The organism is Rhodococcus oryzae (assembly GCF_005049235.1).
GTDB lineage: Bacteria > Actinomycetota > Actinomycetes > Mycobacteriales > Mycobacteriaceae > Rhodococcus_G > Rhodococcus_G oryzae.
Window position 1 is genome coordinate 17,405 of sequence record NZ_SUMD01000009.1, and the last position, 24,142, is coordinate 41,546.

27 protein-coding genes are annotated in these 24,142 nt (G+C 69.3%); 16 read left to right on the plus strand and 11 right to left on the minus strand.

From position 1 onward, the window contains the following. Positions 1-86: 86 nt before the first annotated feature. From FCG67_RS18015 to FCG67_RS18040, 6 genes are all read left to right on the plus strand, one after another. The gene (locus tag FCG67_RS18015) at positions 87-506 is read left to right on the plus strand and encodes a YciI family protein (protein ID WP_136911074.1); all 420 of its coding nucleotides are present in this window, start codon (positions 87-89) and stop codon (positions 504-506) included. Positions 507-521: 15 nt separating this feature from the next. Beyond that, complete coding sequence (locus FCG67_RS18020) at positions 522-1,808, plus strand: RNA polymerase sigma factor (RefSeq protein ID WP_136911075.1); 1,287 nt, start codon at positions 522-524, stop codon at positions 1,806-1,808. 90 nt (positions 1,809-1,898) lie between these two features. Further along, on the plus strand, positions 1,899-2,675 hold the full coding sequence (locus tag FCG67_RS18025; protein WP_136911076.1) for an IclR family transcriptional regulator: 777 nt from the start codon (positions 1,899-1,901) through the stop codon (positions 2,673-2,675). Then, a complete protein-coding gene (locus tag FCG67_RS18030) occupies positions 2,672-3,922 on the plus strand; it encodes a CaiB/BaiF CoA transferase family protein (protein ID WP_246045142.1) in 1,251 nt (416 codons plus the stop codon). Before FCG67_RS18025 ends, FCG67_RS18030 begins: the two co-directional genes overlap by 4 nt. Next, a complete protein-coding gene (locus FCG67_RS18035) occupies positions 3,919-4,788 on the plus strand; it encodes a citryl-CoA lyase (RefSeq protein ID WP_136911077.1) in 870 nt (289 codons plus the stop codon). The genes FCG67_RS18030 and FCG67_RS18035 overlap by 4 nt, the downstream gene beginning before the upstream one ends. 9 nt (positions 4,789-4,797) lie before the next feature. Beyond that, on the plus strand, positions 4,798-5,352 hold the full coding sequence (locus FCG67_RS18040; protein ID WP_136911078.1) for a hypothetical protein: 555 nt from the start codon (positions 4,798-4,800) through the stop codon (positions 5,350-5,352). Between the two features lie 16 nt (positions 5,353-5,368). Here the strand turns inward: FCG67_RS18040 and FCG67_RS18045 are convergent, their stop codons facing one another. Beyond that, positions 5,369-6,283, minus strand: a complete 915-nt coding sequence (locus FCG67_RS18045; protein ID WP_136911079.1) for an NAD-dependent epimerase/dehydratase family protein — start codon at positions 6,281-6,283, stop codon at positions 5,369-5,371. A gap of 39 nt (positions 6,284-6,322) precedes the next feature. Next, complete coding sequence (locus tag FCG67_RS18050; protein ID WP_136911080.1) at positions 6,323-7,141, minus strand: SDR family NAD(P)-dependent oxidoreductase; 819 nt, start codon at positions 7,139-7,141, stop codon at positions 6,323-6,325. A 269-nt stretch (positions 7,142-7,410) separates the two neighbouring features. Between FCG67_RS18050 and FCG67_RS18055 the strand changes: the two genes are divergently transcribed. Next, complete coding sequence (locus tag FCG67_RS18055) at positions 7,411-8,187, plus strand: IclR family transcriptional regulator (RefSeq protein ID WP_136911081.1); 777 nt, start codon at positions 7,411-7,413, stop codon at positions 8,185-8,187. Between the two features lie 21 nt (positions 8,188-8,208). Here FCG67_RS18055 and FCG67_RS18060 read toward each other — a convergent pair whose 3' ends face one another. Beyond that, positions 8,209-8,916 carry a TetR/AcrR family transcriptional regulator gene (locus tag FCG67_RS18060; protein ID WP_136911082.1) on the minus strand — a complete coding sequence of 236 codons (708 nt, stop codon included), beginning with the start codon at positions 8,914-8,916 and terminating at the stop codon, positions 8,209-8,211. A 116-nt stretch (positions 8,917-9,032) separates the two neighbouring features. Between FCG67_RS18060 and FCG67_RS18065 the strand changes: the two genes are divergently transcribed. Together FCG67_RS18065 and FCG67_RS18070 are read left to right on the plus strand one after the other, a co-directional pair. Beyond that, positions 9,033-9,752: a DUF4386 domain-containing protein gene (locus FCG67_RS18065; protein WP_136911083.1), complete on the plus strand. Its 720-nt coding sequence runs from the start codon at positions 9,033-9,035 to the stop codon at positions 9,750-9,752. 108 nt (positions 9,753-9,860) lie between these two features. Further along, on the plus strand, positions 9,861-10,493 hold the full coding sequence (locus FCG67_RS18070) for an NAD(P)-dependent oxidoreductase (protein ID WP_169310561.1): 633 nt from the start codon (positions 9,861-9,863) through the stop codon (positions 10,491-10,493). 73 nt (positions 10,494-10,566) lie between these two features. Here FCG67_RS18070 and FCG67_RS18075 read toward each other — a convergent pair whose 3' ends face one another. After that, positions 10,567-11,055, minus strand: coding sequence for a MarR family winged helix-turn-helix transcriptional regulator (locus FCG67_RS18075; RefSeq protein WP_136911085.1), 489 nt, complete (start codon positions 11,053-11,055; stop codon positions 10,567-10,569). 50 nt (positions 11,056-11,105) lie between these two features. On the opposite strand from FCG67_RS18075, the gene FCG67_RS18080 reads away from it, so the two are divergent. The 4 genes from FCG67_RS18080 (at position 11,106) to FCG67_RS18095 (ending at position 14,388) form a co-directional block, all read left to right on the plus strand. Further along, positions 11,106-11,879 carry an SDR family NAD(P)-dependent oxidoreductase gene (locus tag FCG67_RS18080; RefSeq protein WP_136911086.1) on the plus strand — a complete coding sequence of 258 codons (774 nt, stop codon included), beginning with the start codon at positions 11,106-11,108 and terminating at the stop codon, positions 11,877-11,879. A gap of 62 nt (positions 11,880-11,941) precedes the next feature. After that, positions 11,942-12,676 (plus strand): hypothetical protein, encoded by a 735-nt coding sequence (locus tag FCG67_RS18085; RefSeq protein WP_246045143.1) that lies wholly within the window; start codon positions 11,942-11,944, stop codon positions 12,674-12,676. Beyond that, positions 12,673-13,482 carry an SGNH/GDSL hydrolase family protein gene (locus tag FCG67_RS18090; RefSeq protein WP_136911087.1) on the plus strand — a complete coding sequence of 270 codons (810 nt, stop codon included), beginning with the start codon at positions 12,673-12,675 and terminating at the stop codon, positions 13,480-13,482. Before FCG67_RS18085 ends, FCG67_RS18090 begins: the two co-directional genes overlap by 4 nt. Positions 13,483-13,512: 30 nt before the next feature. Beyond that, a complete protein-coding gene (locus tag FCG67_RS18095) occupies positions 13,513-14,388 on the plus strand; it encodes an alpha/beta fold hydrolase (RefSeq protein WP_136911088.1) in 876 nt (291 codons plus the stop codon). A 5-nt stretch (positions 14,389-14,393) separates the two neighbouring features. On the opposite strand, the gene FCG67_RS18100 is transcribed toward FCG67_RS18095, so the two are convergent. Then, positions 14,394-15,251 (minus strand): helix-turn-helix domain-containing protein, encoded by an 858-nt coding sequence (locus FCG67_RS18100; protein WP_136911089.1) that lies wholly within the window; start codon positions 15,249-15,251, stop codon positions 14,394-14,396. Positions 15,252-15,394: 143 nt separating this feature from the next. On the opposite strand from FCG67_RS18100, the gene FCG67_RS18105 reads away from it, so the two are divergent. Next, positions 15,395-15,988 carry an NADPH-dependent FMN reductase gene (locus tag FCG67_RS18105; protein WP_136911090.1) on the plus strand — a complete coding sequence of 198 codons (594 nt, stop codon included), beginning with the start codon at positions 15,395-15,397 and terminating at the stop codon, positions 15,986-15,988. A gap of 1 nt (position 15,989) precedes the next feature. Here FCG67_RS18105 and FCG67_RS18110 read toward each other — a convergent pair whose 3' ends face one another. Both FCG67_RS18110 and FCG67_RS18115 read right to left on the minus strand, forming a co-directional pair. Continuing rightward, entirely contained in the window at positions 15,990-16,772 is a 783-nt protein-coding gene (locus FCG67_RS18110; RefSeq protein ID WP_136911091.1) for a thioesterase family protein, read from the minus strand. Positions 16,773-16,819: 47 nt separating this feature from the next. After that, a complete protein-coding gene (locus FCG67_RS18115; protein WP_136911092.1) occupies positions 16,820-17,440 on the minus strand; it encodes a TetR/AcrR family transcriptional regulator in 621 nt (206 codons plus the stop codon). A gap of 162 nt (positions 17,441-17,602) precedes the next feature. On the opposite strand from FCG67_RS18115, the gene FCG67_RS18120 reads away from it, so the two are divergent. Continuing rightward, on the plus strand, positions 17,603-18,553 hold the full coding sequence (locus FCG67_RS18120) for a metal-dependent hydrolase (RefSeq protein ID WP_136911093.1): 951 nt from the start codon (positions 17,603-17,605) through the stop codon (positions 18,551-18,553). After that, positions 18,553-19,713, plus strand: a complete 1,161-nt coding sequence (locus tag FCG67_RS18125) for a hypothetical protein (RefSeq protein WP_136911094.1) — start codon at positions 18,553-18,555, stop codon at positions 19,711-19,713. The genes FCG67_RS18120 and FCG67_RS18125 overlap by 1 nt, the downstream gene beginning before the upstream one ends. 77 nt (positions 19,714-19,790) lie before the next feature. On the opposite strand, the gene FCG67_RS18130 is transcribed toward FCG67_RS18125, so the two are convergent. The 4 genes from FCG67_RS18130 to FCG67_RS18145 all read right to left on the minus strand — a co-directional run bounded on the left by FCG67_RS18130 (position 19,791) and on the right by FCG67_RS18145 (position 24,113). Then, on the minus strand, positions 19,791-20,960 hold the full coding sequence (locus FCG67_RS18130; protein WP_136911095.1) for a serine hydrolase domain-containing protein: 1,170 nt from the start codon (positions 20,958-20,960) through the stop codon (positions 19,791-19,793). Between the two features lie 171 nt (positions 20,961-21,131). After that, positions 21,132-21,947 carry a mycofactocin-coupled SDR family oxidoreductase gene (locus tag FCG67_RS18135; protein WP_136911096.1) on the minus strand — a complete coding sequence of 272 codons (816 nt, stop codon included), beginning with the start codon at positions 21,945-21,947 and terminating at the stop codon, positions 21,132-21,134. Further along, positions 21,944-23,488 carry a flavin-containing monooxygenase gene (locus tag FCG67_RS18140; RefSeq protein WP_136911097.1) on the minus strand — a complete coding sequence of 515 codons (1,545 nt, stop codon included), beginning with the start codon at positions 23,486-23,488 and terminating at the stop codon, positions 21,944-21,946. The genes FCG67_RS18135 and FCG67_RS18140 overlap by 4 nt, the downstream gene beginning before the upstream one ends. Before the next feature lie 22 nt (positions 23,489-23,510). Next, the gene (locus tag FCG67_RS18145; protein WP_136911098.1) at positions 23,511-24,113 is read right to left on the minus strand and encodes a TetR/AcrR family transcriptional regulator; all 603 of its coding nucleotides are present in this window, start codon (positions 24,111-24,113) and stop codon (positions 23,511-23,513) included. Positions 24,114-24,142: the final 29 nt, after the last annotated feature.

The following is a 24,142-nucleotide window of genomic DNA, read 5'->3' on the forward strand; positions in this document are numbered from 1 at the left end:
CGTGGCGGTGTCGATCCACGACCTTCCCCGTTCGACCTATGGATGAGAGGGTCCGAGAGGGACCCGGACGACCGAGGGAGACAACGATGAAGTACATGCTGATCATGCGAGCCACCGACGAGGCCTTCGCGGGAATGATGAACACCGACTTCAACGAGATGCTCGAGACCGTCGGCAGGTACAACGACGAGATGATCAGGGCCGGGGTGCTGCTCGCCGCGGAGGGACTCGACGATGCCGCCGAGGGTGTGGTCGTCGACCACTCCGCCGAGCAGCCCGTGGTCACCGACGGCCCGTACGGCGAGACCAAGGAGCTGTTCGGCGGGTTCTACCTCCTCAACGTGGCGTCGAAGGAGGAGGCGATCGAGTGGGCGAAGCGGTCGCCGATCACCGGCCCCGGCTTCAAGACCGAGATTCGCCGGGTCCCCACGATTGACGAGTTCCCGCAGGACAACGAGTGGATCCAGAAGGAGCGGGCGTGGCGCGAGGCCACCGGTCAGCTCTGAGTGGATCGACGGGCGATGGCAGATCCCACCGGCCGTGAGGCCGTCGCCGCCGTCTGGCGGATCGAGTCCGCGCGGATCGTCGGCGCGCTCGCGCGATACACCGGCGACTTCGCGCTGGCCGAGGATCTCGCCCAGGAGGCGCTGGCCGAGGCGCTCGTGACCTGGCCCCGCGACGGCGAACCCCGCAACCCCGCGGGGTGGTTGCTCACCGTCGGCCGTCGCCGCGCGATCGACGCGTTCCGCAGGCGCTCCGCCCTCGACGAGAGGTACGCCGTCCTCGCCCACGATCTGGGCGAGGGCGGCGCCGTCTCGGGGAGCGCGCCGGTCGATCCGGCCCGGGATGCCGAGGACGTGCTGTGGGATCCGGACCAGATCGACGACGACGTGCTCGCGCTGATCTTCATCTCCTGCCACCCCGTGCTGTCGCGGGAGGCGAGGGTGGCGCTCACGCTGCGGGTGGTCGGCGGTCTGACCAGCGACGAGATCGCCAGGGCGTTCCTCGTCCCGACCGCGACCGTGCAGGCCCGGATAACCCGGGCGAAGAAGACCCTCGGGGCGGCCCGGGTGCCGTTCGAGGTGCCGTCGGCGCACGAGCGCGCCGAGCGGCTCGGCTCGGTGCTCAGCGTGGTCTATCTGATCTTCACCGAGGGATCCTCGGCCAGCTCCGGTGGTGATCTGATCCGGTTCGACCTCGCGAGCGAGGCGCAGCGGCTCGCTCGGGTGTTGGCCAGGCTGGTGCCGAACGAGCCGGAGGCCCAGGGCCTGCTGGCCCTGCTCGAGCTGACCGCGGCGCGCTTCCCCGCCCGCACCGGGCCGGACGGCGAGCCGGTGCTGCTCGAAGACCAGGACCGCCGCCGCTGGGACCGCGCCGCGATCCGCCGGGGACGCGCCGCCCTGGCGAACGCGGAGCGGGTCGGTAGGGGGCTGGGCGCCTACGGCCTGCAGGCGGCGATCGCCGAATGTCATTCCGTAGCAACATCGGTCGACGCGACGGACTGGGAGCGCATCGTGCTCATCTACGAGGCGCTGGGCAGGCTCGCGCCGTCGCCGGTGGTGGAGCTCAACCGCGCGGTGGCGGTCTCGATGGCCCAGGGCCCCGCCGCGGCGCTGCCGGTGGTGGACGAGCTCGCGGCGGCCGGGGCACTGTCGACCTCGCATCTGCTGCCGACCGTTCGAGGCGAGCTGCTCACCAGACTGGGGCGCATCGAGGAGGCGCGCACCGAGCTGGAGCTCGCAGCTCGGTTGTGTGGCAATGCGCGCGAGCAGGCGGTGCTCGAGCGCAAGCTCGCCGACCTCGGATGACGGAAGGGCGGGCGTCGATCCCGAACGCGTGAGACAACCACGAACCGTTCTTTGGTTCCGTGAAACCGTCTAGCGGTCTACCCTCAGGTGATGGCCGAGGCGGGACTGGCGGCGGACAAAGTGGACGGCGGGGTGCGCAGCATCGCCCGGGCAGTCGACGTGCTCCGGTTGTTCGACGTCGACCATCCGCGCCGCACGCTACGCGAGATCGTGGCGCTGACCGACCTGCCGAAGACCACCGCGGTGCGGGTACTGGCCACTCTGGATGCCCTCGGTCTGATCGTCGATCTCCGCGACTCCAGCTACAGCCTGGGCGCGGGTTTCCTGCGCTGGGTCGATCTCGCGGGGTCGCTGTGGGAAGTCGGTGCGGACACGCGGCGCGTCATGACCCGCCTCGTCGACACGTGCGGTGAAACGGTCAACGTGTACATCCGCAGGGACCTCAGCCGGGTCTCGATCGCGCAGGTCGAGGGGACCGCCACCGTGCGCAGCGTGGTGAAGACCGGCGTCCCGTACCCCCTCGAAACCGGGGCTGCCGGGAAGATCCTCCTCGGCGGAGCGTCCGAGTCGGTCCTGCGGCAACTCCACGAACGCCGCCCGGACCTCGATCTCGACTCGCTATGCCGCGAAGTGCTCGGCATCAGGCAAGCCGGATACGCGGTGACCCACGGCGAACGCGAACTCGGCGCATCGGCCGTCGCGGCACCCATCCTGTCTGCCGACGGACGCGTGCTTGCGGCGCTGTCCATCGGTGGTCCAACCTCCCGATTCACCGCCGATCGAGTGGTGCGCTATGTCGATGCGGTCACCGAGTCCGCGGCAGAGATCGGGAGCATCGGTCTGGGAAGTGTGGAGGCGTTCCTGTGAACGAGGAGCACGAACACGACATCGGGGGCGGGGGGTCGGACGCGAGCGTCGGACTGCTCGCGGGCATTCGCGTCCTGGACATGACGAACGTCCTCGCGGGCCCGTTCGCCGGCTATCAACTCGCGCTCATGGGCGCAGACGTCATCAAGATCGAGACGCCCGGGACCGGCGATCTCGCCCGCCAGCTCGGCGACAGCGCCGAGCTGAGCAGCGAGCGACTCGGGACGTCCTTCCTGGCGCAGAACTCCGGAAAGCGTTCCGTCACGGTCAACCTCAAGACCGCAGGCGGCAAGGAGGTGTTCGAGAGGCTGGTGACGCGAGCAGACGTCCTGCTCGAGAACTTCCGGCCCGGTGTCCTCGAACGACTCGGATTCGGTTGGGACCGGCTCCGTTCCGTCAATCCCGGCCTGGTGTACTGCGCAGTCTCCGGGTTCGGCGCCGACGGACCCATGCGCACCAGGCCCGCCTACGACCAGGTCGTCCAGGGGTTATCGGGGATCATGTCGGTCACCGGCACTCGCGACACCGCGCCGCTGCGGGTCGGCTACCCGGTGTGTGACAGCTTCGGTGGGCTCGCCGCGGCCTTCGCCGTGTCCTCGGCGCTGGTGCGGCGACAGCGCACAGGGCAGGGTGCCTACCTCGACACCTCGATGCTCGACGCCGCCCTCACCTCGATGGGATGGGTGGTCTCCGATCACCTCATCGCAGGCCGCGAACCGACACCGATGGGGAATGAGAACATCACCTCGGCGCCGTCCGGCACCTTCCGGACCGCCGACGGAGCCCTCAACATCGCCGCGAACAAGCAGGAACAGTTCGAGATCCTGTGCCGAATCCTCGACCGCCTCGAGCTTGTCGACGATCCGCGCTTCGCCACCCGCGAGGACCGCAAACTCAACAGGGACGTGCTGCGCGAGGAGCTCGAGACATCGCTCAAGGCCAAGTCGGCCGCGGAATGGGACGAGATCTTCCTGGGCGTCGGAGTCCCCGCGGCCCCGGTGGTGTCGGTACCCCAGGCCCTGCGCTCGGAACAGGTCGCCCGTCGCGGGCTGGTTGCGACCGTCGAGTCGCCTGCTGCCTGCGGCGGCACCCTGCAGGTTCTCGGGCTTCCCACACATGTCGACGGACATCCGGTGTCACCCGCCACGCCCGCACCGAGGCTTGGCGAGCACACCGACGAGATCCTCGCCGAGATCGGCTATGGCCGGTCCGAGATCGACCGTCTCCGTGAGGATCACGCGATATGAGCGACGCGCGCGATGACGCGCTGTCCCGTACCAGCACCGGTGATGTCGTCGACTGGTGGTCCACCGCGATCAGCGACATCGAGCCGGGCATCATCCGTCTGCGTGGGTACCCCGTCGAGCAGCTCATCGACGGGGTCGGATTCGTCGAGATGATCTGGCTCATGGTGCGGGGCGACCTACCGACGCGTGCGCAGGCATCGCTGCTGGAGAAAGCGCTGGTGTCCGCGGTCGACCACGGTCCGCAGGCGCCGTCGATCGCGGCGGCCCGCATGGCCGCGACCTGCGGGGTCGGCCTGCACGGCGCCATCTCCACGGGAGTGGGCCTGCTCGGCGACGACCACGGCGGCGCCGGGCAGCAATGCGTGGAGGTCCTCGACGGGATCCGCCGAGCCGCCCTCGAGGGTGCAGGCCTGGGGCAGGCCGTGCGGCGTTCCCTCGACGAGTTCGCCTCCGACCGACGTTACGTGCCCGGTTTCGGCCACCGCTTCCACCCACGCGACCCCAGGCGTGACCCCCTGCTCGCCGCGGTGCGGCGTCATGTCGAGCTCGGCACGGTCACCGGGGAGCACCTCGTCGTCGCCGAGGAGATCGAACGTCAACTCGCGCAACGACATGACCGCCCGGTGCCGATGAACATCGACGGCGCCACCGCGGTCATCTACGCGGAGCTCGGTTTCGCGCCGGAGCTGGCCCGCGGCCTGTTCATCCTGTCCCGATCGGTCGGGATCCTCGCGCACTCCTGGGAGGAGCGCGAGGGTGGTCGCCGCATCAAGGGGCCGCTGCCGCCGCCGCTGCTCGCCGCCTATGTCGGGCATGGTGAACGGGCGGTGCCCCGCGACGAGAAGGCCGAGCACCCCGCTGGCTAGCCTGGGTGGGTGGCCGGAAACTCACGCTTTCGAATCGCCCGCCTGCGAACGTTGATCGAGCATCCACGCACCGGCGACGGCGAACGGGCTGCGGCGCAGCGGATGCTCGATCGGATCCTGAAGAAGTCCGTCACGGACGGCTCCGGTGACCGCACCCTCGGGGCGCGGCACGATCGAGTCGGCCGGCATGCGGGTCCCTCGCGGATCGCGGACGCGATCCGCGACGACATCGCCTTCGCGCGAGTGGTCTTCGCGACTGCCACTGTGCCGGGGCGGCCGGCCGTGCACGATCCGATCCGCGATGCCCCGCCGGGGATCACCTACCTCGTCGAGACGCCGCACGATGCCGACGTGGTCATCACGATCGACGACGTCCCCCGGGATTGGGGGTGGGTGTCCGAGGACGGCATCGAGACCGTCAGCCCTGCGCTGCGAGCGCTTGCCGACGAGCTGGCCGAGATCATGAACGGCTACAACCGCGGTGGCGCGGAGGCCGAGCGGCGGTTCTTCGGACGTGTTCGCGTGTGCGGCGAGACGCTGGTGTGGGGGTCACCCGGCGCCTGACCCGGCTGTCGACAGATCAGCGAGATGCGGTTCGTACCACCTGGACAAGGTCGTCGACCGCCCGAGCGCAGTCGTTGCGCGCGTATCCGAGCCTCGCGGTGACTTCCGGATCCACCTCGTAGGCCAGCGTGTTGCCGCGACCCTGGACGATGAACGGGTCCGGCAGCAACGGGTGTTCCTCGTCGCGCTCGTCGATGACCCGATTTCCGCCCGCGGCATCGACGAGCATCTGAAAGAACTCGCGAAAGGAGAGATTCTGGTCGCCGACAAGGTATGCCGCGCCCGGCTCCGCATTGTGCAGAGCACCCCAGATCGCCTCCGCCAATGACCCCGCCGACATGTAGTTCGTCCCGCCGGCCGGGGCAAAATCGGGAATCCCGGGCTCGTCCCCGGCCGCCCACGAGATCATCCGGCGATAGCGCGTGGCGGACGCACCGGGGACGGCACCGATAATAGACGGGGGATTCAGGGTGGTGATGGTGAACGACTCGTCGGCGAGGGCGCGGGCACCCTCGTCGGCCGCCTGCCGCGCGGCGACGTACGGGTTGCGCGCGGCCAGGTCCGGGCGGAGCTGGTGGTAGTAGCTTCCGACCTGTACGAAACGTGGAACGCCCGCCTGCTTGGCGAGCGCCGCGAATCGCGGGACGCCAACGCTCTGCGTTCGCTCCCAGAATGGCCCGTCGTCGACGTCGGAACCCTTGTGCCGCACGTCCTGACCGGCGGCGAAGACGATGCCGTCGAACCCCGACAATTGCTCCACCGTGAAGGACGGGCCGGTGTAGTCGCCGACCAACACCGGAAAACCGGCGACCGGGGAGTCATCCGCGATCGGACCGCGGGCAGCCAGGGTGACGTCAGTGCCCCGTTCGCGTAGGTGGAGGGCGGTGTGGGCACCGATCATGCCGGTGCCTCCGAGGACCAGAATCTTCACAGCAGTGGACCTTTCGAGTGTGAACGGATGAGAACGGGGTCAGGGGTTGCGCGGGCGGTTGGTCCAGCCTCCAGCGGCACGCGGCACCCAGCCGCCCGAGCCGTGGGTTCCGCCGTCGACGTGAATGGTGCTGCCGGTGACGAAGCGGGACAGGTCGGAGGCGAGGAACAGTGCGACTCCCGCGACGTCCTCGGGCTGACCCGGACCGCCGAGCGGGGACCAAGTGGGCCACAGGGGCAGATCCTCGGCGGGCACGATGTCGTCGTAGGGCACCTGCGCTGAGTTGATCAGGTCCGGGGCGATCGCATTGACCCGGATGCCCGCCGCGCCCACTTCGGCCGCGAGCGACCGGGTGAACTGCATCAGCGCGGCCTTGTACGCCGAGTAGACCGTGTGTCCAGGGATGGCCCGGTGTGCCTCGACGGTGGTGAGGTTGATGATCGACCCGCCGCGGCCGCGTTCGGTCATCCCCGGTAGGAGTGCGTGGGTGAGGCGGAAGCCGTGGCCGAGGTTGATCTCGTGTAGTCGGGACCACTGCTCGGCGGTGTCCGCGGTGAAGGGTTGCGGCGCGCGCAGGAAGTGTCCGACGTTGCTGACCAGGATGTCGGGTCGGTGATCGATCAGCGCGGGGTGCACCTGCTGCGCGCAGACGTCGGCCTCGATCGCGTGAAGCCGCCCGCCCGCGGCGGGGTCGTGGTCGAGGTCCCCGGCGGGGTCGACATCGGCCACGAGGACGTCCGCGCCATGCGCGGCAAGGCTGCGCGCGATGGCCGCGCCGATGCCCGCGGCGCCGCCGGTGACGACTGCGCGCCGTCCGGTCAGCATCGCGCCGGGGGTGAAGGCTACTCGGGGTGACATGCGCCCATCCCACACCGAGCGACGCTCCATGATCGCGAAGAATTCTCGATGAGTGAGAAAACCCTGGTCGGGCCCGGGCGAGAGGCCGAGACTGTCGCGGCCATCGGTGCCGCGTGTCGATGCCCCCCGGCTCACCCGGAACGGATCCCGGCAAGGTGCTGTTCCACTGATCGGGAGCCCTATTTCCTTGGGGCGTTTCACTTTTGGGGCCGACGGCCGGATGTCCGGGCATTTGGCAGAATGGGTGCCGCGACGCGGATAGGAGTCCCATGCACACCGAAGACCTTGCCGGTATTCGGCCCCCAGCGGAGATGAACACCGGCGACCCGTCGTACGCGGCCCGCCTGACATTGATCCTGGGCGCGTTCGAGGGGCCCTCGTCGCACCTGCGTGCGGAGGACGTCGTGGCAAGGACGAGGCTGCCCCGATCGACCACCCATCGCATCCTGGAGCAGCTGGCCCAGCTGCACTGGCTCACGCGCACGGGACGGCTCTATCGTCTCGGCTGCCGGGCGCTCGCGTTGGGCGGTTCCGGCGGGCGCGATGAACTACGAGCGGCGGCCGCTCCCCACCTTCATGATCTGAACATGGCGACCAAGCTCATCGCCCACCTCGCCGTGCTCGAGGGAACGGATGTCGTGTATCTGGACAAGGTCGGAGGACGCTGCGCACCGGCGATCCGCACCCGGGTCGGCGGGCGAGCGCCTGCGCATCAGACCCCGGAGGGCAGGGCGGTGCTCGCGACGCTGCCGATCGAGGAGGTCGATGCGCTCTACAGCGGGCGGAACGACCGCGGGGTCGATCTCGGGGTTCTGCACGAGGAGCTGTTCACGATTCGTCGCCGAAATGGCACGTCGCTGATGTTCGGACACCACGAGCACCGCGAGTCGGCGATCAGTGTGGCTGTCCGGGACGACGATGGCGAGCCGGTGTCCATGGCCTGTGTTTCGCTCCGCGGTCACGTCGACCCGGCGCGGCTCAACTCTCTCGCCCCTGCTCTCACGCTGGCGGTGCGGCGGATCAGGGACGCCCTCGGACCCGTCTGATCGCCGGGGCTGGCTACTTCCTCAGGCCTTGTGGTGTCCGTGGCCGCTGGAGTTCCAGCCCTGCCGGTGTAACCGCTCGACACCGTCGAGCAGGAGATCGAGGGTGAACTCGAACTCGAACTGGTCGTCGCAGCCAGTGCCCACCACCGAGTGCTCGTCGTGCGGGCGGCTGGCGGCGACCGCCGCGATGTGGGGGTAGGCCTCGGCCAGCTGCGCGGCGGCGGCCGCGGGGATCTCCTGATCGGCGTCCGCGGGGTCGGCGTAGAGCTCCTGGGTGAACCCGAAGATGCGGCTCCCCAGTGCGTGCATCACGTGATGGGTGAGGTCGACGGACAGGCCGCCGGCGGTAAAGGTCGCGATGGTGGAGTCCATGTAGGCCAGCACCGCCGGGGTGGGGGCGGTCCTCGATTCCATGACGCGTCGCGCCCACGGGTGCCGGAGCAACATCGCGCGTGCGGACAGGATGCGGGACCGGATCGCGTTCCGCCACGGCAGGTTTGGGTCCGGTGGGTCGATCTCGGTCACGACGGTGTCCACCATGGCGTCGAGGAGCTCGTCCTTGTTGGCCACGTGCTTGTAGAGCGCCATCGGCACCACGCCCAGCTCCTGCGAGAGCCGGCGCATGTTGACCGCCTCGATCCCGTCCGAATCGGCGAGGGCAATGGCGGTGGCCAGCACGCGATCTCGGTTCAGGGGCGTGCGGCGGGCATCCGCCTTGCTGCGGGCCATCGGCGCCGTCCTCTCCTGTGGGCCACCCGCCATCGGTTGACAGGTGTACTTCGTACACCTTAGCGTTCTGCCCAATGGTGTACGTAGTACACCTTCGATCCCTAGGGAGTGGCGCAATGACCTCAGCAAGAAGGACCGCAGTGGCCGCGGGCGTGTTGTTCCTGATCACCGAGGTCTCGGCGATCGCGGGGCTGGCCCTCTATCAGCCGGTGCTCTCGGATCCCGGCTATGTCGGCGGCGCCGGTGCCGACGGACGGGTGCTGCTCGGCGCCCTCTGTGAACTCGTCCTGATCGCGGCCATCATCGGTACGGCCGTCACGCTGTACCCGGTCATCCGCAGGCAGAACGAGGGCCTCGCGCTCGGTCACGTCGCCGGTCGCATCCTCGAGGCCGCGATCATCACCGTCGGCATCGTCAGCGTGCTGTCGCTGGTGACCCTGCGGCAGGACGGCGCGGCCGCGGGCGCGGACGAGGGCGCACTCGTTGCGGTCGGGCAGGCGCTGGTCGCTATCCACGACTGGACGTTCCTGCTCGGCCCGAGCGTGGTGCTGGGCATGAACACCCTGCTGCTCGCCTACCTGGTGTACCGGTCGGACCTCGCGCCCCGGCCCATCGCCGTGCTCGGGCTCGTCGGCGGACCGCTCGTCACCGCCTCCGCGATCGCCGTGCTCTTCGGGCTCTATGGCCCTGCCGCCCATGCGATCTCCGCCCTGCCGGTGTTCGCATGGGAGGTCAGCTTCGCCGTCTATCTGATCGTCAAGGGCTTCAAGTCGATTCCCGTCGCCGACCGCACCATTGCCTCGGGCGACCTGCATCCCGAGCCGTCCATGGCGTGAGTGGTCGCCTTCCCGGTCGTGCGCCCCGGTTCGGTGTCGATCGCGTGCACAATCGATTCGATTATGATTCAGTGGTATGAATCATTTACTGCTGCGATCGGAGTTGCTATGGACCTGTTGATGGCCGGGGTGACCGGCGGCACGGGGAAGCTGGCGTTGGAGCGGGCGCTCGACGCCGGACATCGAGTGGTGGCGGTCGCCCGTAGGCCGGAGGCGGTGGCGGCCCGGCAGGGACTGCGGGTGATCGGCGGCGACGTGCTGCAGGGCGGGCAGTGGCAATCGGAGGTCGGCGACTGCCGGGCCGTCCTGTCCTGCCTGGGCAACACGGATCGCAAGCATCCGACCGCCGTCTACTCGCAGGGAACCGCGAACCTGCTGGACTCGCTGGCCGGCGGGCAGGAGAGGCGGCTCGTCTGCCTGTCCTCGGCGGGCCTGGAGATCGCTCCCGGCACCCCGTGGGCCCAGCGAACGGTGACCCGGCTGGTGATCCAGCCGCGGTTCCGGCACGGATACGCCGACATGGCCCGGATGGAGGAGTTCGTCTCGGCGCAGGACGTGCGGTGGACCATCATCCGGCCGCCGATGCTGACCGACGCCGCCTCGGCGGGTGAGGCCAGGGCCGCGGTGAATCGGCACCTGGAGAAGCCTCGGTCGATCAGTCGCGCCGCCCTGGCCGACTATGCGGTTCGGATCCTGGAAGACCCCACCACCTGGAAGGGGACGGTCGAGGTCTCGGCCTGACCGAAACGTCGGCCCTGCGCCGCGTGACGCTTTCCGTTGCGCGGCGCAGGCGGGTGCGGCCGGCGCGGGCCGCTCAGGATTGGGCGCGGTAGCCGGGGTGCACGTCCGGCTCGATGCCGTGACTGGTGGCCACCTTTGCCAGCAACTCGCCGAGTGTGCGTCGCTCCTCGGCCGACAGCGCCTCGACCAGGTCCGCCTCGTGTGCTTCGCCGATCTCGCGCATCTGTGCCATCACCGCGCGACCGCCCACCGACAGGTGCAGTTCGTAGTTGCGACGATCGCGGGCGCTGCGTTGACGCTCCACCAACCCCTTGGCCTGCAGGCCGTCCACCAGCGCCACCACCCGACTCGGCACCACGCCGAGCTTGGCCGCCAGCGCCTGTTGGCTCATTCCCGGATCGGTCGCGATCAGCCGCAGCAGGCCGACGTCGCTGGGCTGCAGCTCCAGCGCGGACAGTCGCTCCGCGAATCGGGCGGTGGCGTACATGCCGAGCTGGGACAACAGGAAGCTCACCCGCTGGGCGGGCGGTCGGAACGGCTGCGCCGCGGGGTCGGTGGCCATGACCGCACGATACCATTGACTCGCAATCATTCTGTGCTATGAATGATTATATGAATGGAATCAATAAGCTCGACAGAGCCGACCTCACTGGTCGGGTGGCGTTGGTGACCGGCGGATCCGGTTCGATCGGGGCGGCGGTCAGTCGCGCCCTCGCCGACCGTGGCGCGGCGGTGGCCGTGCACGGTCGCACCGAGGATCGGCTGACCGCACTGGTCCAGCAGATCCGCGGGTCCGGCGGCACGGCCGTCACGCACCTCGGGGACGTGCGCGACCCCGACCACCTGACGGAGCTGACCGAACGGGTGTCCGCGGACCTCGGGCCGATCGACATCGCGGTCCCGCTGGCGGGCGGCGCGGGCGCCCCTGAACCGTCGGCGGCGATGAGCGCGCAGCGCTGGCGCGAGGTCATCGACCTCGACCTGACCTCGACGTTCCTCACCCTTCGGGCCGTGCTGCCAGGGATGGTCGAACGTGGCGACGGGCGGATCGTCACGGTCGCCTCCAGTGCCGGACGCCGGGCGTCGCAGGCCAACGCCGCCTATGCCGCGGCTAAGGCCGGCGTGGTCATGCTGACCGAGCACCTGGCAAAGGAGCACGCGGGCAACGGGATTCGGGTCAACTGCGTGGCGCCGTCCATCGTGGAAACCGACACGCTGCGGGACCGAATGCCCGCCGCGCAGCTGGCCGCGGTCGCCGGACACGTGCCGCTGCGCCGCATCGGTCAACCCGCCGACATCGCCGAGACCGTCGCATTTCTCGTCTCGGATGCGGCGGGCTGGATCACCGGGAACACCATCGACATCACCGGAGGGATGACGCTGTGAACGAGAACGCGAGTGACACGAGGATTTCCGTCGGCCCGCGACCGAGCGGAGGGTCAGGCGGCGTGCAGACGCTGGACCGGGCCGCGGGCCCGGCGCCAGGGAGGGGACGGGAGGACGGGCCGCCGTTGCCGCCGGTGGCGATCGCCGCAGTCGCCCTGTTCATGGCATCGCTGGTGCTGCCGATCGTCTTGGGCGGCGGCGCCGTCTACCCCTCGCCGTTCGCCCAGGGGGAGGAGATCGTCGGCTACTTCCGGGACCACTCGGACCAGGTGCTGGTCGCGAGCCTGCTGCAGTTCGCCGCCTCGCTGCCTCTGGCCGTCTTCGCCGCGGTCGTGTCGGTTCGGCTGGGCCGGCTCGGCGTGCAGGCGCCGGGTCCGCGGATCGGTTTCGCGGGCGGCATCCTGGCCGCGGTTGCGCTGGCGATGTCGGCCGGCTTCAGCTGGGCGATGACCCGGCCGGAGATCCTGGCGCACGACGAACTGATCCGGCTGCTGCACGACCTGGCCTTCGTGACCGGCGGCGCCGGGTTCGTGGTGCCGCTGGGCCTGCTCGTGGCCGGCATCGCCGTGCCCGGGCTGCTGGCCCGGTTGCTGCCCCGCTGGCACGCCTGGGCCGGCCTGGTGATCGCGGCGGTCGCGATGGTCGCGACGCTGTCCGTCGCGTTGCCCGGCCTGTCGATCCTGCTGCCGATCGCACGCTTCCCGGCCTTCGCCTGGATCGTGTCGGCGGCCTTCCTGCTGCCGCGCCGGCGCATTCGGCGTGGCGAAACCACTGCGAATCAAGGGAGTTCACGATGAGCAATCCGATGTTGCCCAAGCTGGTGCGGTTTCAGCGACCGGACCGGGCGCTGCCATGGGCGCGGCCGGACCGGGCAACCGAGGCAGCGGTGTTCGGCACCGACCTGGCGGGATACGAGGCCGCGCTTGCCGATCTGGGTCGGCAGCGGGACGAGTTCGCGGACCGGCTCGCCGCGGACGAGGGGGTGGCGGAGCGGCTGCGTCGGCTGCCGTTCGCCGTGGGCGAGCGCATCGTGGCGATCGGCGAGAGCACCACCGCCGACCGGTTGTCCTGGTTCGAGGTGCTGCGCACGCTGATCGACCGGCACCGGCCCGACCTGCGATTGGGGCTGACCAACCTCGCGGTGTCGGGGGCGTCCACCACCGGGACGCTCGCCGGACTTGCCGGGATCCGCAGGCAGCCGGCCGATCGGGTGTTCATCCTGTTGGGCGGCAACGACATCCAGCGGTGTGGTGTCGACGGTCCGCGGCTGGTGAGCGAGGCCGAGACCGAGCGGAACCTGAGGGTACTCCGCGAGCGAGCGTCCGACGATGCGGCGCAGTGGATCTGGCTGACCCCGCCGCCGGTGGACGAGGCGGCCGTCGCCGCGTTCCCCTTCTTCGGCGGCGCCGGACTGCACTGGTCCAACGACGACGTCCGACGCACCGCCGGTGCTGTCCGCCGGATCGCGGGGGACCGGGATCTGGTGATCGACACGAGCCCGGCCGTCACGGGACCCGAATCGTTGCTCGAGGACGGGGTCCATCCCCAGGCTGCGACCCAGGCGGCCGTGGCGGGACTGGTCTTGGAGGCATTGAGCCGGTGACGAGGTAGCGGATGGGTCAGGATGGTCCGCATGCGTGAGATCACCCTCGACCTCGACGAGGTCCGGCTGCGGGCCCTGACCTGGGGGCCCGCAACCGGCCGGCTGGCTGTACTGCTGCACGGCTTCCCGGACACCGCGCACACCTGGCGGCACCTGGGGCCCGCGCTGGCCGACGTGGGTTGGCGGGTGGTCGCCCCGTTCACCCGCGGCTACGCCCCCTCGACGGTGCCGGGGGACGGCAGCGGCCACATCGCGGCCCTGATGGACGACGCCGTCGCCGTCCACGCCCGGCTCGGCGGCGGGTCCGACGCCGTGCTGGTCGGACACGACTGGGGAGCGATCACCGCGAACGCGCTGTCCGCCCACGCCGACAACCCCTTCGTCGCCGTGGCGGCGCTCTCGGTCCCGCCGTTCGCGGCCCTGCGGACGCCCGCCGCGCTCCGCGTGCTCCCGCGCCAGCTGCGCAACAGCTGGTACGTCCTGTTCAACCAGCTCCCGGTCCTGCCCGAACGCGTCGCGGAACCACTGGTCCGCCGGCTGTGGGCCGATTGGTCACCCGGGTACGACGCGAGCGAGGACCTGCCTGCCGTGCTGGCGGCGATCCCCGACACGGCACACCGCCGCGCCGTCTTCGCCTATTACCGGAATGTGTTCCGGCCGTTCCCCCGTGTGCCCGCGCGCTACCGGCGGTGGGCCGGGGCCGAGATGCGGCCGCCGGTGACCCCGACGCTCTACCTCCACGGCGATCGCGACGGCTGCCTCGATCCGCGGCTCGCCGCCCTGGCGGAGCCCGGCCTCCCGCCTGGCAGCGAGGCCCACTTGATCGCAGGCGCTGGCCACTTCCTCCAGCTCGAGCAGCCGGCGGCGGTCAACGCCCGCATCCTGGAGTTCCTCGCCCGGCGGTGAGGCTGTCAGCTCGAGACCACGCGCAGTCCGCCGGGACGGCGGCCCACCAGGGAGTCGAGGGCAGAGGCGGTGGCGGTGTCGGCGGGGAGATGGATGATCAGGCGCAGGTCGTCGTCCGCGGGCAGCTCGAGGGTCTCGTAGGCGAGTCGGAGTTCGCCGAGGCCGGGGTGACTGAGCCGGGTGATGCCGGTGGCGGCGGGCAGATTGGGCACGGTCGCGACCCGGTCGGTGAACGACGCGCCCGCGACCACGGCGAGTTCGTCGGCGAGGGCCGCGAGGTGCGGGTCGGCGCGGAAGGGCCCCTGTTTGAGGGCGGCCACCAGTTCGTCGGCCACGTGGTCCCAGTCCGGGTAGACGGTGCGGGCGTGGGGATCGGTGAAGACGAACAGGGCGAGATTGGAACGGGTCTCGTCGCCGAGCAGTCCAGTCGCTGCCATCAACCGCCGGTAGCCGTCGGTGCAGGCGAGGATCTCGGACAGTCGATTGAGAACTACCGCGGGCGCCGGTTCCAGGTGGTCCAGGAGCGCACGCACGCTCGGGCGCACCTCGCGCAGCGGCTGGGCGCCGCCCATGCAGCTGAACCCGCCGTCGGCGGTCTTGGTCAGGCGGTACAGGTGGACGCGTTCGCTCGGTGTCAGGTGCAGGGCGTCGGCGAGTGCGGAGAGCACCTGGGGTGAGGGGTGGCGGTCGCGTCCCTGCTCGAGGCGGGTGACGTACTCGACGCTCACCCCGGCCAGGGTGGCCAGTTCGGCGCGGCGCAGGCCCGGGGTGCGGCGGCGCGAACCGGCGGACAGCCCGACCTGGGCGGGTGTGACCGCGTTGCGGCGGGTGCGCAGGAACAGCCCCAACTCGTTGTCGCTCACCCCTCGAACGGTACAAGCGTTGGCGGCCAGGAGGGTGGCCCCGCCACTACCACCCTTCACGCGGCCTTCCTGGTACCCGAGCCGGACACCAGGGTGAGAGGTGCGGCGGCCGAGCGGTCGTCCACATCCGAGGGGAGAACAGCGTGTCCGACAACCTCAAGCTCGCGGTGATCATCGGCAGCGTCCGGGAGGGACGCTTCGGCCCGGTGGTGGCCTCCTGGTTCGCCGATCAGGCCCGCCTGCACGGCGAGTTCGACGTGGACGTCATCGACCTGGCCGAGGCGCACCTGCCGCTGCAGCTGCCCGCGGTCCCGCCCGCCATGGACCCGAACCCGGCCCGTCCCGACGGCATGGCCGAGCTGACCGCGAGGCTGGACGCGGCCGACGCGTTCGTCATCGTCACCCCGGACTACAACCGGTCGTTCCCGGCCTCGCTGAAGGCGGCCATCGACTGGCATTTCACCCAGTGGAGCGGCAAGACAGTCGGTTTCGTCGGCTACAGCGGTGCCAGCGGTGGTCTGCTCGCGATCGAGGGGTTGCGTCAGGTGTTCAACGAGCTCGACGCGCACACGCTGCGCGAGTACGTCTCCTTCCCCCGCTACTACCTGCTCTTCGACGAGGACGGCGCCCTGCGCGAAACGGACGAGCCCGCGGCCGCCGCCCGGGGCATGCTCGACCGGCTGCAGTGGTGGGCGCGCGCCCTCGCGGCCGCCCGGGCGATCCCGGCGCTCGCGTGATCTACCGGGCGAAGTCGATCTGCCTGCGGCCGTTGGACAGCGCGGTGACGACGCAGGTGCCCAACGGGCCGGTGCGGTCGTAGAGGGTGGCGGTGCCGATCGAGACGCCCGCGGAGGTGACCGTGTTCTCGGCGCGGAGGCCGAGTTCGTAGCCGATGGGGAGTCTCGACAGGGTGAGTGTCATGTCGGTGTTGATGTAACCGGCGCCGTGGGAACCCCAGTGGCAGACGTGGTTCGTGGTGTCGCCGAGCACCGCGGCACGCTGGAACGGCGAGATCGGTTCGCCGTCGACGAGCGGGGGAAGACTGTGCCACGAGGTCTTGCGGTCGGCGTTCTGGTTCGCCGCGAAGTCGTGCGTCCACTCCCGGTCGCCGCTCTTGAACAGCGGCGGCGCCCCGTCCGGGGACACGCACCCCTCCGACGGCACCGGCAGGTCCGCGTCCGGCCTCCACACCCGGCCCGCGGGCTCCGGGCCGGTGGTCAGGAACACCGCAGAGGCGCGTGTCCGCACCTCTCCGTCCTGCACGATGGAGGCGTCGGCGACGGTGATCCGGGTGCCCTGACGGACCACCTCGCTGCGCACCTCGATCGGGGCGTTGAGGACCGGCCTGAACAGGTCCACGGTCATTCGGGCCGGGACGAACCCGGCGGGACAGTGTGTTTCGAGACTCCGGGCGAGCAGGCCGCACACGGCGTGACCACCTACCTGGGTCGGTGTCCAGTGGCTCACCGCGAACTCTTCCGCCACGAACAGATCTCCACGGCTGGTGAAGAAACCGACCATCGTCGCCAAACCCCCTGTTGGATACGTCTTGAGTGTGTGTCAGTCGCCTAACTACCTGCAGGCGAACGTGTCTGGGCGCTGATGGTCGTTCCCATCCAGCGCCGCAGGTAGCCCCGCAGCTCGTCCTCGCTGCGCGGCGGGTCGCTGGGCGAGATGAAGAACGACTGCATCGTCCGCAGGGCGTACTCGACGAGCTCGCGTAGCGAGTCCTCGTCGTACCCGTGACCCTCCCAGTCGACGTCGAATCGCCGGATCATCGTCATGCCGAAGGCGCGCGCCTCGTCCGACGTGAGCCCATAGGCGCCGATGTTCGAATGGGAACCCGAGAGCATGATGCCCAGATGAGGGATGCGATGCACCTCGTCCAGCGTGTAGATCACGCCCTCGGTCATCGCCTCCGCGGGGTCCTTGTGGCCGTGCACGTGCTGTGTCAGCCGATCGAGGAAACCGTCGACGGAGGCGATGGCCGCGGCCCGCATGAGGGCCTCGGCGCTGGGGAAGTAGCGGTACACCGTCTGGCGGATGACGCCGAGCGACTCTGCGACGTCGGCGATGCTGATCGCCGACCCGGTGCGCGAGATCACCTCGACCGCGGCATCGACGATGCGGCGCGCGGCCTCCTCATCATCGACCGGCGGCCGGCCACCCCATCCACGTCTGCGTGCCACCGAGCGGACGGTACCAGCACCGCATCCGGCCGCCTCACGAACAGCGGTGGATTCGACGAAAGTGATCATACATAATTCGGACGGTTTGTATGATCGCTGCGAACGCGACCCCACCTGCCCTGACAGGGGTTCGCCGGCGCCAACGGAAACGAGGAATCGCGCATGACAGATCTGAAACCCCGGAAGATGGACTTCGGGTTCGAGGACGAAGACGTCCCCTTCCTGTGGAACCCGGACAACCCGGCGTGGTCGAGCATGTCCAACGCGGTCTCGTTCCTGGCGATCGGCTTCGAGAAGATGATCGTCAAGCTGATCCTGCAGGCGAAGCCGCTGATCACCGATCCGGAGGTCGCGGCGGAAGCGGTCGCGTTCATGCGTCAGGAGGGTCACCACTCCACCGCCCACCGCCAGCACGTGAACGCGCTGATCCGGCGCTACCCCGGCCTGCAGAACACCCTCGACGCCGTGACCGGCGAGTTCGACCTCCTCACCGAGCGGACCTCGATCAACTACAGGATGGCGTACACCGCCGACCTGGAGGCCACGTTCACCCCGGTGTTCAAGCTGATGCTCGACAACGAGGCCACGCTGTTCCGGCCCGGCGACGACCGGGTCGCGTCCCTGTTCATCTGGCACTTCGTCGAGGAGGTCGAGCACCGCAGTTCGGCGCTGATCATCTACAACTCCGTCGTCGGCAACGAGCTCTACCGGATGCGGATGGCCGCGTCGATCTTCGCGCACGTGATGAAGGCGATCCGAATTGCGTGCGCCGGCTTCAACCAGCACGTTCCGCTGTCGGAGCGGAAGGTCGACTCGATGTCGATGTTCGCCCGGCACCGGGCCAAGCAGAAGGTGCTCACCGCCTTCGCGCCGTACCTGACCAAGGGGCCGATGCCGCGCGCGTTCGACGGCCTCCCGATCGGTGAGCAGCTCACCGCCCTGTCCGGCGCCGTTCGCAGCCAGATGCCCGGGCACAAGCCCGCCCACGAGAAACTGCCCGTCCTCGCCGACGAGTGGTTCACCCGCTACGACGCCGGCTATGACTGCACCCGCTGGTACACCGCGGACTCGCAGAAGCCCGAGGCCGAGCCGGTCTCCGCGGGGGCGAACTGATGTCGGACCACTGTTCGCCCACCTTCTCGGATCTCGCGACCCGCCTTGGCTTCTCGTGCGAGGATGCCGGTGGGCTGGTCGAGGTCCGCAACCCGCTCGCACTCGAGAACTGGACCCTGCCGGTCCTCGAGTTCACCATCGTCCTCGGGGCGGTGCTCGCGCTCGTCTACGCGATTCTGCGGCTGCGTCGGCACGGTGATCCGACCAACCTGGTGCTGTGGTTCGGTGCCACCGCGTTCCTGTTCGTGATCGAGCCGCCGATCTACTTTCCGGCAACGTTCGGCACCGAGGACTACCTGGGCACGATGTTCGCGCACAACGTGTTCACGGTGGATTTCCTGTGGGGTCGCCTGCCGCTGTACATCGTCGCGATCTACCCGTTGATGGCCACCATCGCGTTCGAGATCGTCCGGATGCTCGGTGTGTTCCGGAAGTACGGCGTGCTCCTCGGCGCGGTGTGCGTCGGCTTCGTGCACCACGCGTTCTATGAGATCTTCGACCAGCTCGGACCGCAGCTGCGCTGGTGGGAGTGGACGCTCGACAACAAGGTCAACCTGCCCTTCTTCGATTCGGTTCCGCTGCCGAGCGTCGTGGTCTTCGCGGCTCTGTGGCCGATGTCGTTGGCGCTGTGCGTCCAGTTCTTCGTCGGCCGACATGTGGATGCGGGCCGGCGCTTCTCCGGCCTGCAGCTGGTGTGGCGCACCGTGGTGATCGGTCTCACCGCCTCGGTCGGGGTGTTCGTGCTCCCGCTCCCGGCGACAGTCTTCGGCATGGGGAGCGACACGGTCCGCGGGTTCCTCTACGCCGCGGAGTTGGCCGTGCTCTCCGTCGTCGCGGTCGTGGTCCTTGCGCGGCAGTGGTCGCACCTGCGGCAGGAACCGTCGGATGCGCCCGGGTACCGGAATGGCTTCGCCCAGTGGTACGCCGTCGTGTATCTGGCCGTGATGGCGGTGTTGTGGATGTCCGCGCTACCGGACTTCTTCGGCGCCGTCGACGGGATGACCACGAACGGCGATCCGGTCGGGAACCTCTGGTACACCATCGCGTGCTTCGCCGTCGCGATCCTGTGTGTGGCGGCGACCTTCACCGTCCCGCGCGGGCAGTCGAAGGACGGCGGTGAGCCCGTGTCGGGCGAGAGCGCGGTGACGCAGCCGGCATAGGTCGGTGTGATGCGCAGGCACGACTCGAGGCCCGTCGCGTGTGACGGGCCTCGAACCGTGTCCCGGGCCGTTCTCGGTCAGTCCGCGCACATCGCGGCGTCGACGACCTGCTGCGCCGCGTCGACGGAGTCCGCGCTCATCGGGATGTGATTGACGGTGAGCGTGACCGCGCGGCCGTTGGTGTCGACGCCGCCGGAGGTGCCGAACCCGGGGATGCCCCCGCCGTGCCCCCAGATCTCCTTCCCGCAGGAGCTGTTCACGCGGACGAGCCCGAGGCCGTATGCGTCCTTCGGGCCGCGGTCGAACGGCACGGTCTGCTTCATCTCGGCGAGCCGGTCCTGCGATACGAGGTCGCCGCGAAGCAGTGCCGTGAAGAACGTGTTGAGATCGGCGCCGGTCGCGACCATGGCGCCCGCGGTATCCGCCCACGACACGTCGCCCTCGGTGACGTCGACCTGCTGCTCGCCGATCCGGTGATATCCGTGCGCGTGCGGTCCGCGGATCTGTGTCTCCCCGGAACCCGGGAAGTAGGTGTCCTTCAGCCCGAGCGGATCGATGATGCGTGTGGCGATCTCCTGCGCGGCGGGGCGGCCCGTCACCTTCTCGATGAGCATCCCGAGCAGGATGTAGTTGGTGTTCGAGTAGACGGCCTCGTCCTTGGCGGCCGGGCCGGGCGACAGGGACATCGCGATCTTCACGAGCTCGGCCGGCATGTAGTGCCCCATGGGCTCCTCGCCCGTCGCGACCTGCAGCTGCCCGGGCCTGACGTCCTCCGGCTTCGCGCCTCCGGGTGCGAGGTAGTCCGTCAGTCCGCTGGTGTGTTGCAGGAGATCGCGGACGGTGACCCGGCTGCCGTCGTTCCCGTTGCCCGCCACGATTCCGGGCAGGTAGTGCTCGACGCTCGTACCCAGGTCGACCACTCCCTCGTCGACGAGCTGCATGATCACGGTGGCGATGAACGCCTTTGTGTTGCTGCCGATCCGGGCCCGCGCGTCATCCGGGATCGGCTCGTCGGTGGCGGTGTTCCCTGTCCCCGCGCGGAGGACGCGGGTGCCGCGGCCGGGGTCGGTGATCACCAGCTGCGCGCCGGGAATCCCCCGCTCGGTGATGGCGTCGAGCTTCTGCTGTACCGCGATGTCGGGCGACGGGGCGGCGGACTGCGCGGTGTCACCGCATGCGGTCGCTCCCAACGCGAGGGCGGCGGCGGTGGTCACGGCGAGCACGGCGCGACGTCGAGAGGTGGTCATCGGCACTGGTCCTCCTGGTCGTTCGGACCTCGCGGTGAGATCCGTACGACGAGAAGAGTATTGACGCCTGAGGGCGCCTCCCATGGTGCTGGCCACCGTCTTTCCGGTGGACCTGCCTGGAGCATCCGGGGGTAGAGCGGGCTGCACCCCCGGACGCTCCGGGGCCGACGGTCAGCGCGCGAGAAAACCCTTGTCCACCGGGATCTGTGCGCCGGTGATCACGGCAGAGGCGTCGTCGGCGAGCCACACGACGGCTTCTGAGATTTCCTCCGGCTCCACCAGGGCATCGGTCTTGAGCAGGTTCGGCGGGTAGCTGTAGACGTACGTGGGGTACTGCTCGAAGAGCTTGTACATCGAGGTGTCGTTGCCGAGTGCGGTGTTGGTGCCGTACGGCAGAACGCAATTCGCGCGAATGCCGAACTCGCCCAGCTCCACCGCCAGTGCCTTCGTCAGGCCGAGGACCCCGAACTTGGCCGCGGCGTAGTGGCCGCAGCCGGGCGGCGCCTTCACGCTCGCCGACGAGCCGACCGTGATGATGGACCCGCCGTTGCCGGCTTCGATCATCGCAGGGACCGCCGCCTTGATCGTGTTCCAGACGCCGGTCAGGTTGACGTCCACGGTCTCCTGGAACTGCTCGGCCGAGATCTCCCAGATTCGACCCCAGTTGCACACGCCCGCGTTGGCGACCACGACGTCGAGGCGCCCGAATGTCTCGATGGTCTCGGCCACCACCGCCTGCTGGCCCGCGAGGTCCCGCACGTCGACCTGTCGGGTCAGCACCTTGCGGCCCTCGGACTCGATCAGCCGCGCCGTCTCCTCGAGGTCGGCGGGCTCCGCCATCGGGTATCCGCTGAACTCGGCGACCTGCGCGCAGACGTCGACGGCCACGATGTCCGCGCCCGCCTGCGCCATTCGAACCGCGTGCGAACGGCCCTGTCCCCGAGCCGCTCCCGTCACATAGGCGACTTTCCCTGCGAGTGAGCTCATGTCTGAACCTCCGTGAGTGTGTAGTCGAATGCGTAGTCGTCGAACGATGAGAACCGGCTGAACCAGAACGCGCCGCTGATGGTCTGCGGCCGGTAGTAGAGGGCCTCGCCCTGCGAGTTGACGAAGTAGGTGCGCAGGCCAGGATTGCTGTCCACGGTGTAGGCGCTGATCGCCTTGCCGTGGCGGTCCATCTTGCGCACCCACCGGGAGAACGCCTCGCCGCGTACCTGCGCGACCGCTGCGCCCCTCCTCCCGGTCTCGGTGATCACCCGCACCGCGTGCCGGGCGGTCAGGTCCACGAACGTGTGCCACGCGATGCCGACGTAGCCCTGCGGGGCGACCAGCGACCAGCGGTTCGGCAGACCCGGGTGTGCGCTGCCGCCGTAGCTGCGCAGCCCGTTACGGCGGTAGTCGTCGGCCAGGTCGAACCCGTCGGTGCCGACCACTGCGCCGCTGCGGTACGTCTCCGGGTCGGTGAACAGCTCGTATCCGGTGGCCGCGATGATCAGGTCGTACGGGCGCTCGCTGCCGTCCGAGGTGCGGATGCCGTCGGCGGTGACCCGTTCGATCGGGTCGACGACCAGCGACACGGACGGATCCGCGAGCGCGGGGAAGAAGTTGCTCGACAGCACCGGCCGCTTCGCGAGGATGCCGTAGTCCGGAACCAGTGCGGCGCGGATGCCCGCGTCATCGACGCTGCGCCGCAACATACGTCGATAGATCGACTGCCAGATCCGGTCGTACTGCGGCATGACCGTGGTGAGGAGTTTGCGTGGCAGTAGCGGCAGCACATTGCAGAGGAACTGCATCGGCAGTTCCATGGCGGCCAGCGCGGCCCCGTTGATGAGGGCGCCCGCGCCGGGTATCGCGAGAAGGCGGTGAGCTCGTTCGGACAGTTCGACGTCGGGCTTGGGCAGGATCCAGGACGGCGTCCGCTGGTAGATCTCGACACTGCGGGCCTGCTGATAGATCGTTGGCACGATCTGCACCGAGCTCGACCCGGTACCGATCACCGCGACCCGTTTGCCGGACCAGTCGTAGTGGGGGTCCCAGGAGTTCGGGCGCAGGACGGTTCCGGTGAAGTCGCCGATTCCCTCGATGTCGTTCGCCGATTTGGCGTTGACGTAGCCGCCCACGGCATTGATGACGAACCGTGCGCGCACGGGGGCCTCGTCCTCGATGTGCAGCACCCACAGCTGCTCCGCGTCATCCCACACCTCCCGGTCGACGGTGCAGTTGCCGCGAAAGTATTTGTGCAGGTTCAGATCTTCGGCGACCTGCTTGTTGTACTCCTGGATCTCCTGGCCTGTCGGAAAGAGGCGCGACCAGTCGGGTTTGCGTGCGAAGGAGAACTGATAGAACAGCGTGGGCACGTCCACGGACAGGCCGGGGTAGACGTTGTCGCGCCAACTGCCACCGAACTCGTCACTGCGTTCGAGGATGACGAAGTTCTCGATGCCGGCGCGTTGCAGATGGTGGGCCGCGGTGATACCGCCCGGCCCGGCGCCGATGATGGCGACGTCGACGTACTCGTATGTCATTGCGGCTCATTTCTGTTCGTCGTCAGCGTCGTGGTGTCAGCCCATCGAGCATGAGGTCACCTATGCGGCTCCGCGCGTCGTCTGCGTTGCTGAATCCGGCCACCGAGAACGGCAGGATCTCCAGGCTCAGGAGAACGCGCACGATCCAGTCGCCCGCCTGCATCGTGTCCAGGCCCGCGTCGACCTCGCCGCGTCGCTGGGCCTCGGCGACCAGCGTTGCCCAGAATGCGGCCCAGGTGCGGCAGAGTGGGTCGCCGTAGTGCTCCAGCAGCGTCGTGATGATGCTCTCGGTGCGTAGCGGCGGCACCAGGGCCTGCGGAGTGGTGGCGTGTTCGTAGATGAGAGCGGCCGCCTCGCCGACCTGGCCTCGCAGCGTCGGCTGGGGTGTCACGGCCGCGGCCAACCCGTCGATGAAGGCGCTGCACAGGTAGGCGAGGCCGGCGTTGATGGCGGCCTGCTTGTCGCCGAAGGTGTTGTACACCGTCCCCCGGGACACCCCCGCCGACGCGGCGACCTCGCTCAGGCGGAATCCACGAACCCCGTTGCGCCGCACACATTCCGCGGCCACCCGAACCAGTTCGAGGGTCGGTCCGGCCGTCTGGGCCCCATCGCTCTCGTTGAGCATATTGAACAAATTACGTCAAAGTGTTCAAG

Excerpts from the sequence above, each read along its gene's own strand:
- FCG67_RS18125 (WP_136911094.1), top strand. The coding sequence starts at position 18,553 with ATGTCGGACCACTGTTCGCCCACCTTCTCGGATCTCGCGACCCGCCTT.
- FCG67_RS18070 (WP_169310561.1), top strand. The coding sequence starts at position 9,861 with ATGGACCTGTTGATGGCCGGGGTGACCGGCGGCACGGGGAAGCTGGCG.
- FCG67_RS18060 (WP_136911082.1), bottom strand. The coding sequence starts at position 8,916 with ATGGCCCGCAGCAAGGCGGATGCCCGCCGCACGCCCCTGAACCGAGAT.
- FCG67_RS18090 (WP_136911087.1), top strand. The coding sequence starts at position 12,673 with ATGAGCAATCCGATGTTGCCCAAGCTGGTGCGGTTTCAGCGACCGGAC.
- FCG67_RS18075 (WP_136911085.1), bottom strand. The coding sequence starts at position 11,055 with ATGGCCACCGACCCCGCGGCGCAGCCGTTCCGACCGCCCGCCCAGCGG.
- FCG67_RS18110 (WP_136911091.1), bottom strand. The coding sequence starts at position 16,772 with ATGGTCGGTTTCTTCACCAGCCGTGGAGATCTGTTCGTGGCGGAAGAG.
- FCG67_RS18140 (WP_136911097.1), bottom strand. The coding sequence starts at position 23,488 with ATGACATACGAGTACGTCGACGTCGCCATCATCGGCGCCGGGCCGGGC.
- FCG67_RS18035 (WP_136911077.1), top strand. The coding sequence starts at position 3,919 with ATGAGCGACGCGCGCGATGACGCGCTGTCCCGTACCAGCACCGGTGAT.
- FCG67_RS18135 (WP_136911096.1), bottom strand. The coding sequence starts at position 21,947 with ATGAGCTCACTCGCAGGGAAAGTCGCCTATGTGACGGGAGCGGCTCGG.
- FCG67_RS18080 (WP_136911086.1), top strand. The coding sequence starts at position 11,106 with ATGAATGGAATCAATAAGCTCGACAGAGCCGACCTCACTGGTCGGGTG.
- FCG67_RS18095 (WP_136911088.1), top strand. The coding sequence starts at position 13,513 with ATGCGTGAGATCACCCTCGACCTCGACGAGGTCCGGCTGCGGGCCCTG.
- FCG67_RS18130 (WP_136911095.1), bottom strand. The coding sequence starts at position 20,960 with ATGACCACCTCTCGACGTCGCGCCGTGCTCGCCGTGACCACCGCCGCC.
- FCG67_RS18020 (WP_136911075.1), top strand. The coding sequence starts at position 522 with ATGGCAGATCCCACCGGCCGTGAGGCCGTCGCCGCCGTCTGGCGGATC.
- FCG67_RS18120 (WP_136911093.1), top strand. The coding sequence starts at position 17,603 with ATGACAGATCTGAAACCCCGGAAGATGGACTTCGGGTTCGAGGACGAA.
- FCG67_RS18025 (WP_136911076.1), top strand. The coding sequence starts at position 1,899 with ATGGCCGAGGCGGGACTGGCGGCGGACAAAGTGGACGGCGGGGTGCGC.
- FCG67_RS18015 (WP_136911074.1), top strand. The coding sequence starts at position 87 with ATGAAGTACATGCTGATCATGCGAGCCACCGACGAGGCCTTCGCGGGA.
- FCG67_RS18145 (WP_136911098.1), bottom strand. The coding sequence starts at position 24,113 with ATGCTCAACGAGAGCGATGGGGCCCAGACGGCCGGACCGACCCTCGAA.
- FCG67_RS18050 (WP_136911080.1), bottom strand. The coding sequence starts at position 7,141 with ATGTCACCCCGAGTAGCCTTCACCCCCGGCGCGATGCTGACCGGACGG.
- FCG67_RS18065 (WP_136911083.1), top strand. The coding sequence starts at position 9,033 with ATGACCTCAGCAAGAAGGACCGCAGTGGCCGCGGGCGTGTTGTTCCTG.
- FCG67_RS18055 (WP_136911081.1), top strand. The coding sequence starts at position 7,411 with ATGCACACCGAAGACCTTGCCGGTATTCGGCCCCCAGCGGAGATGAAC.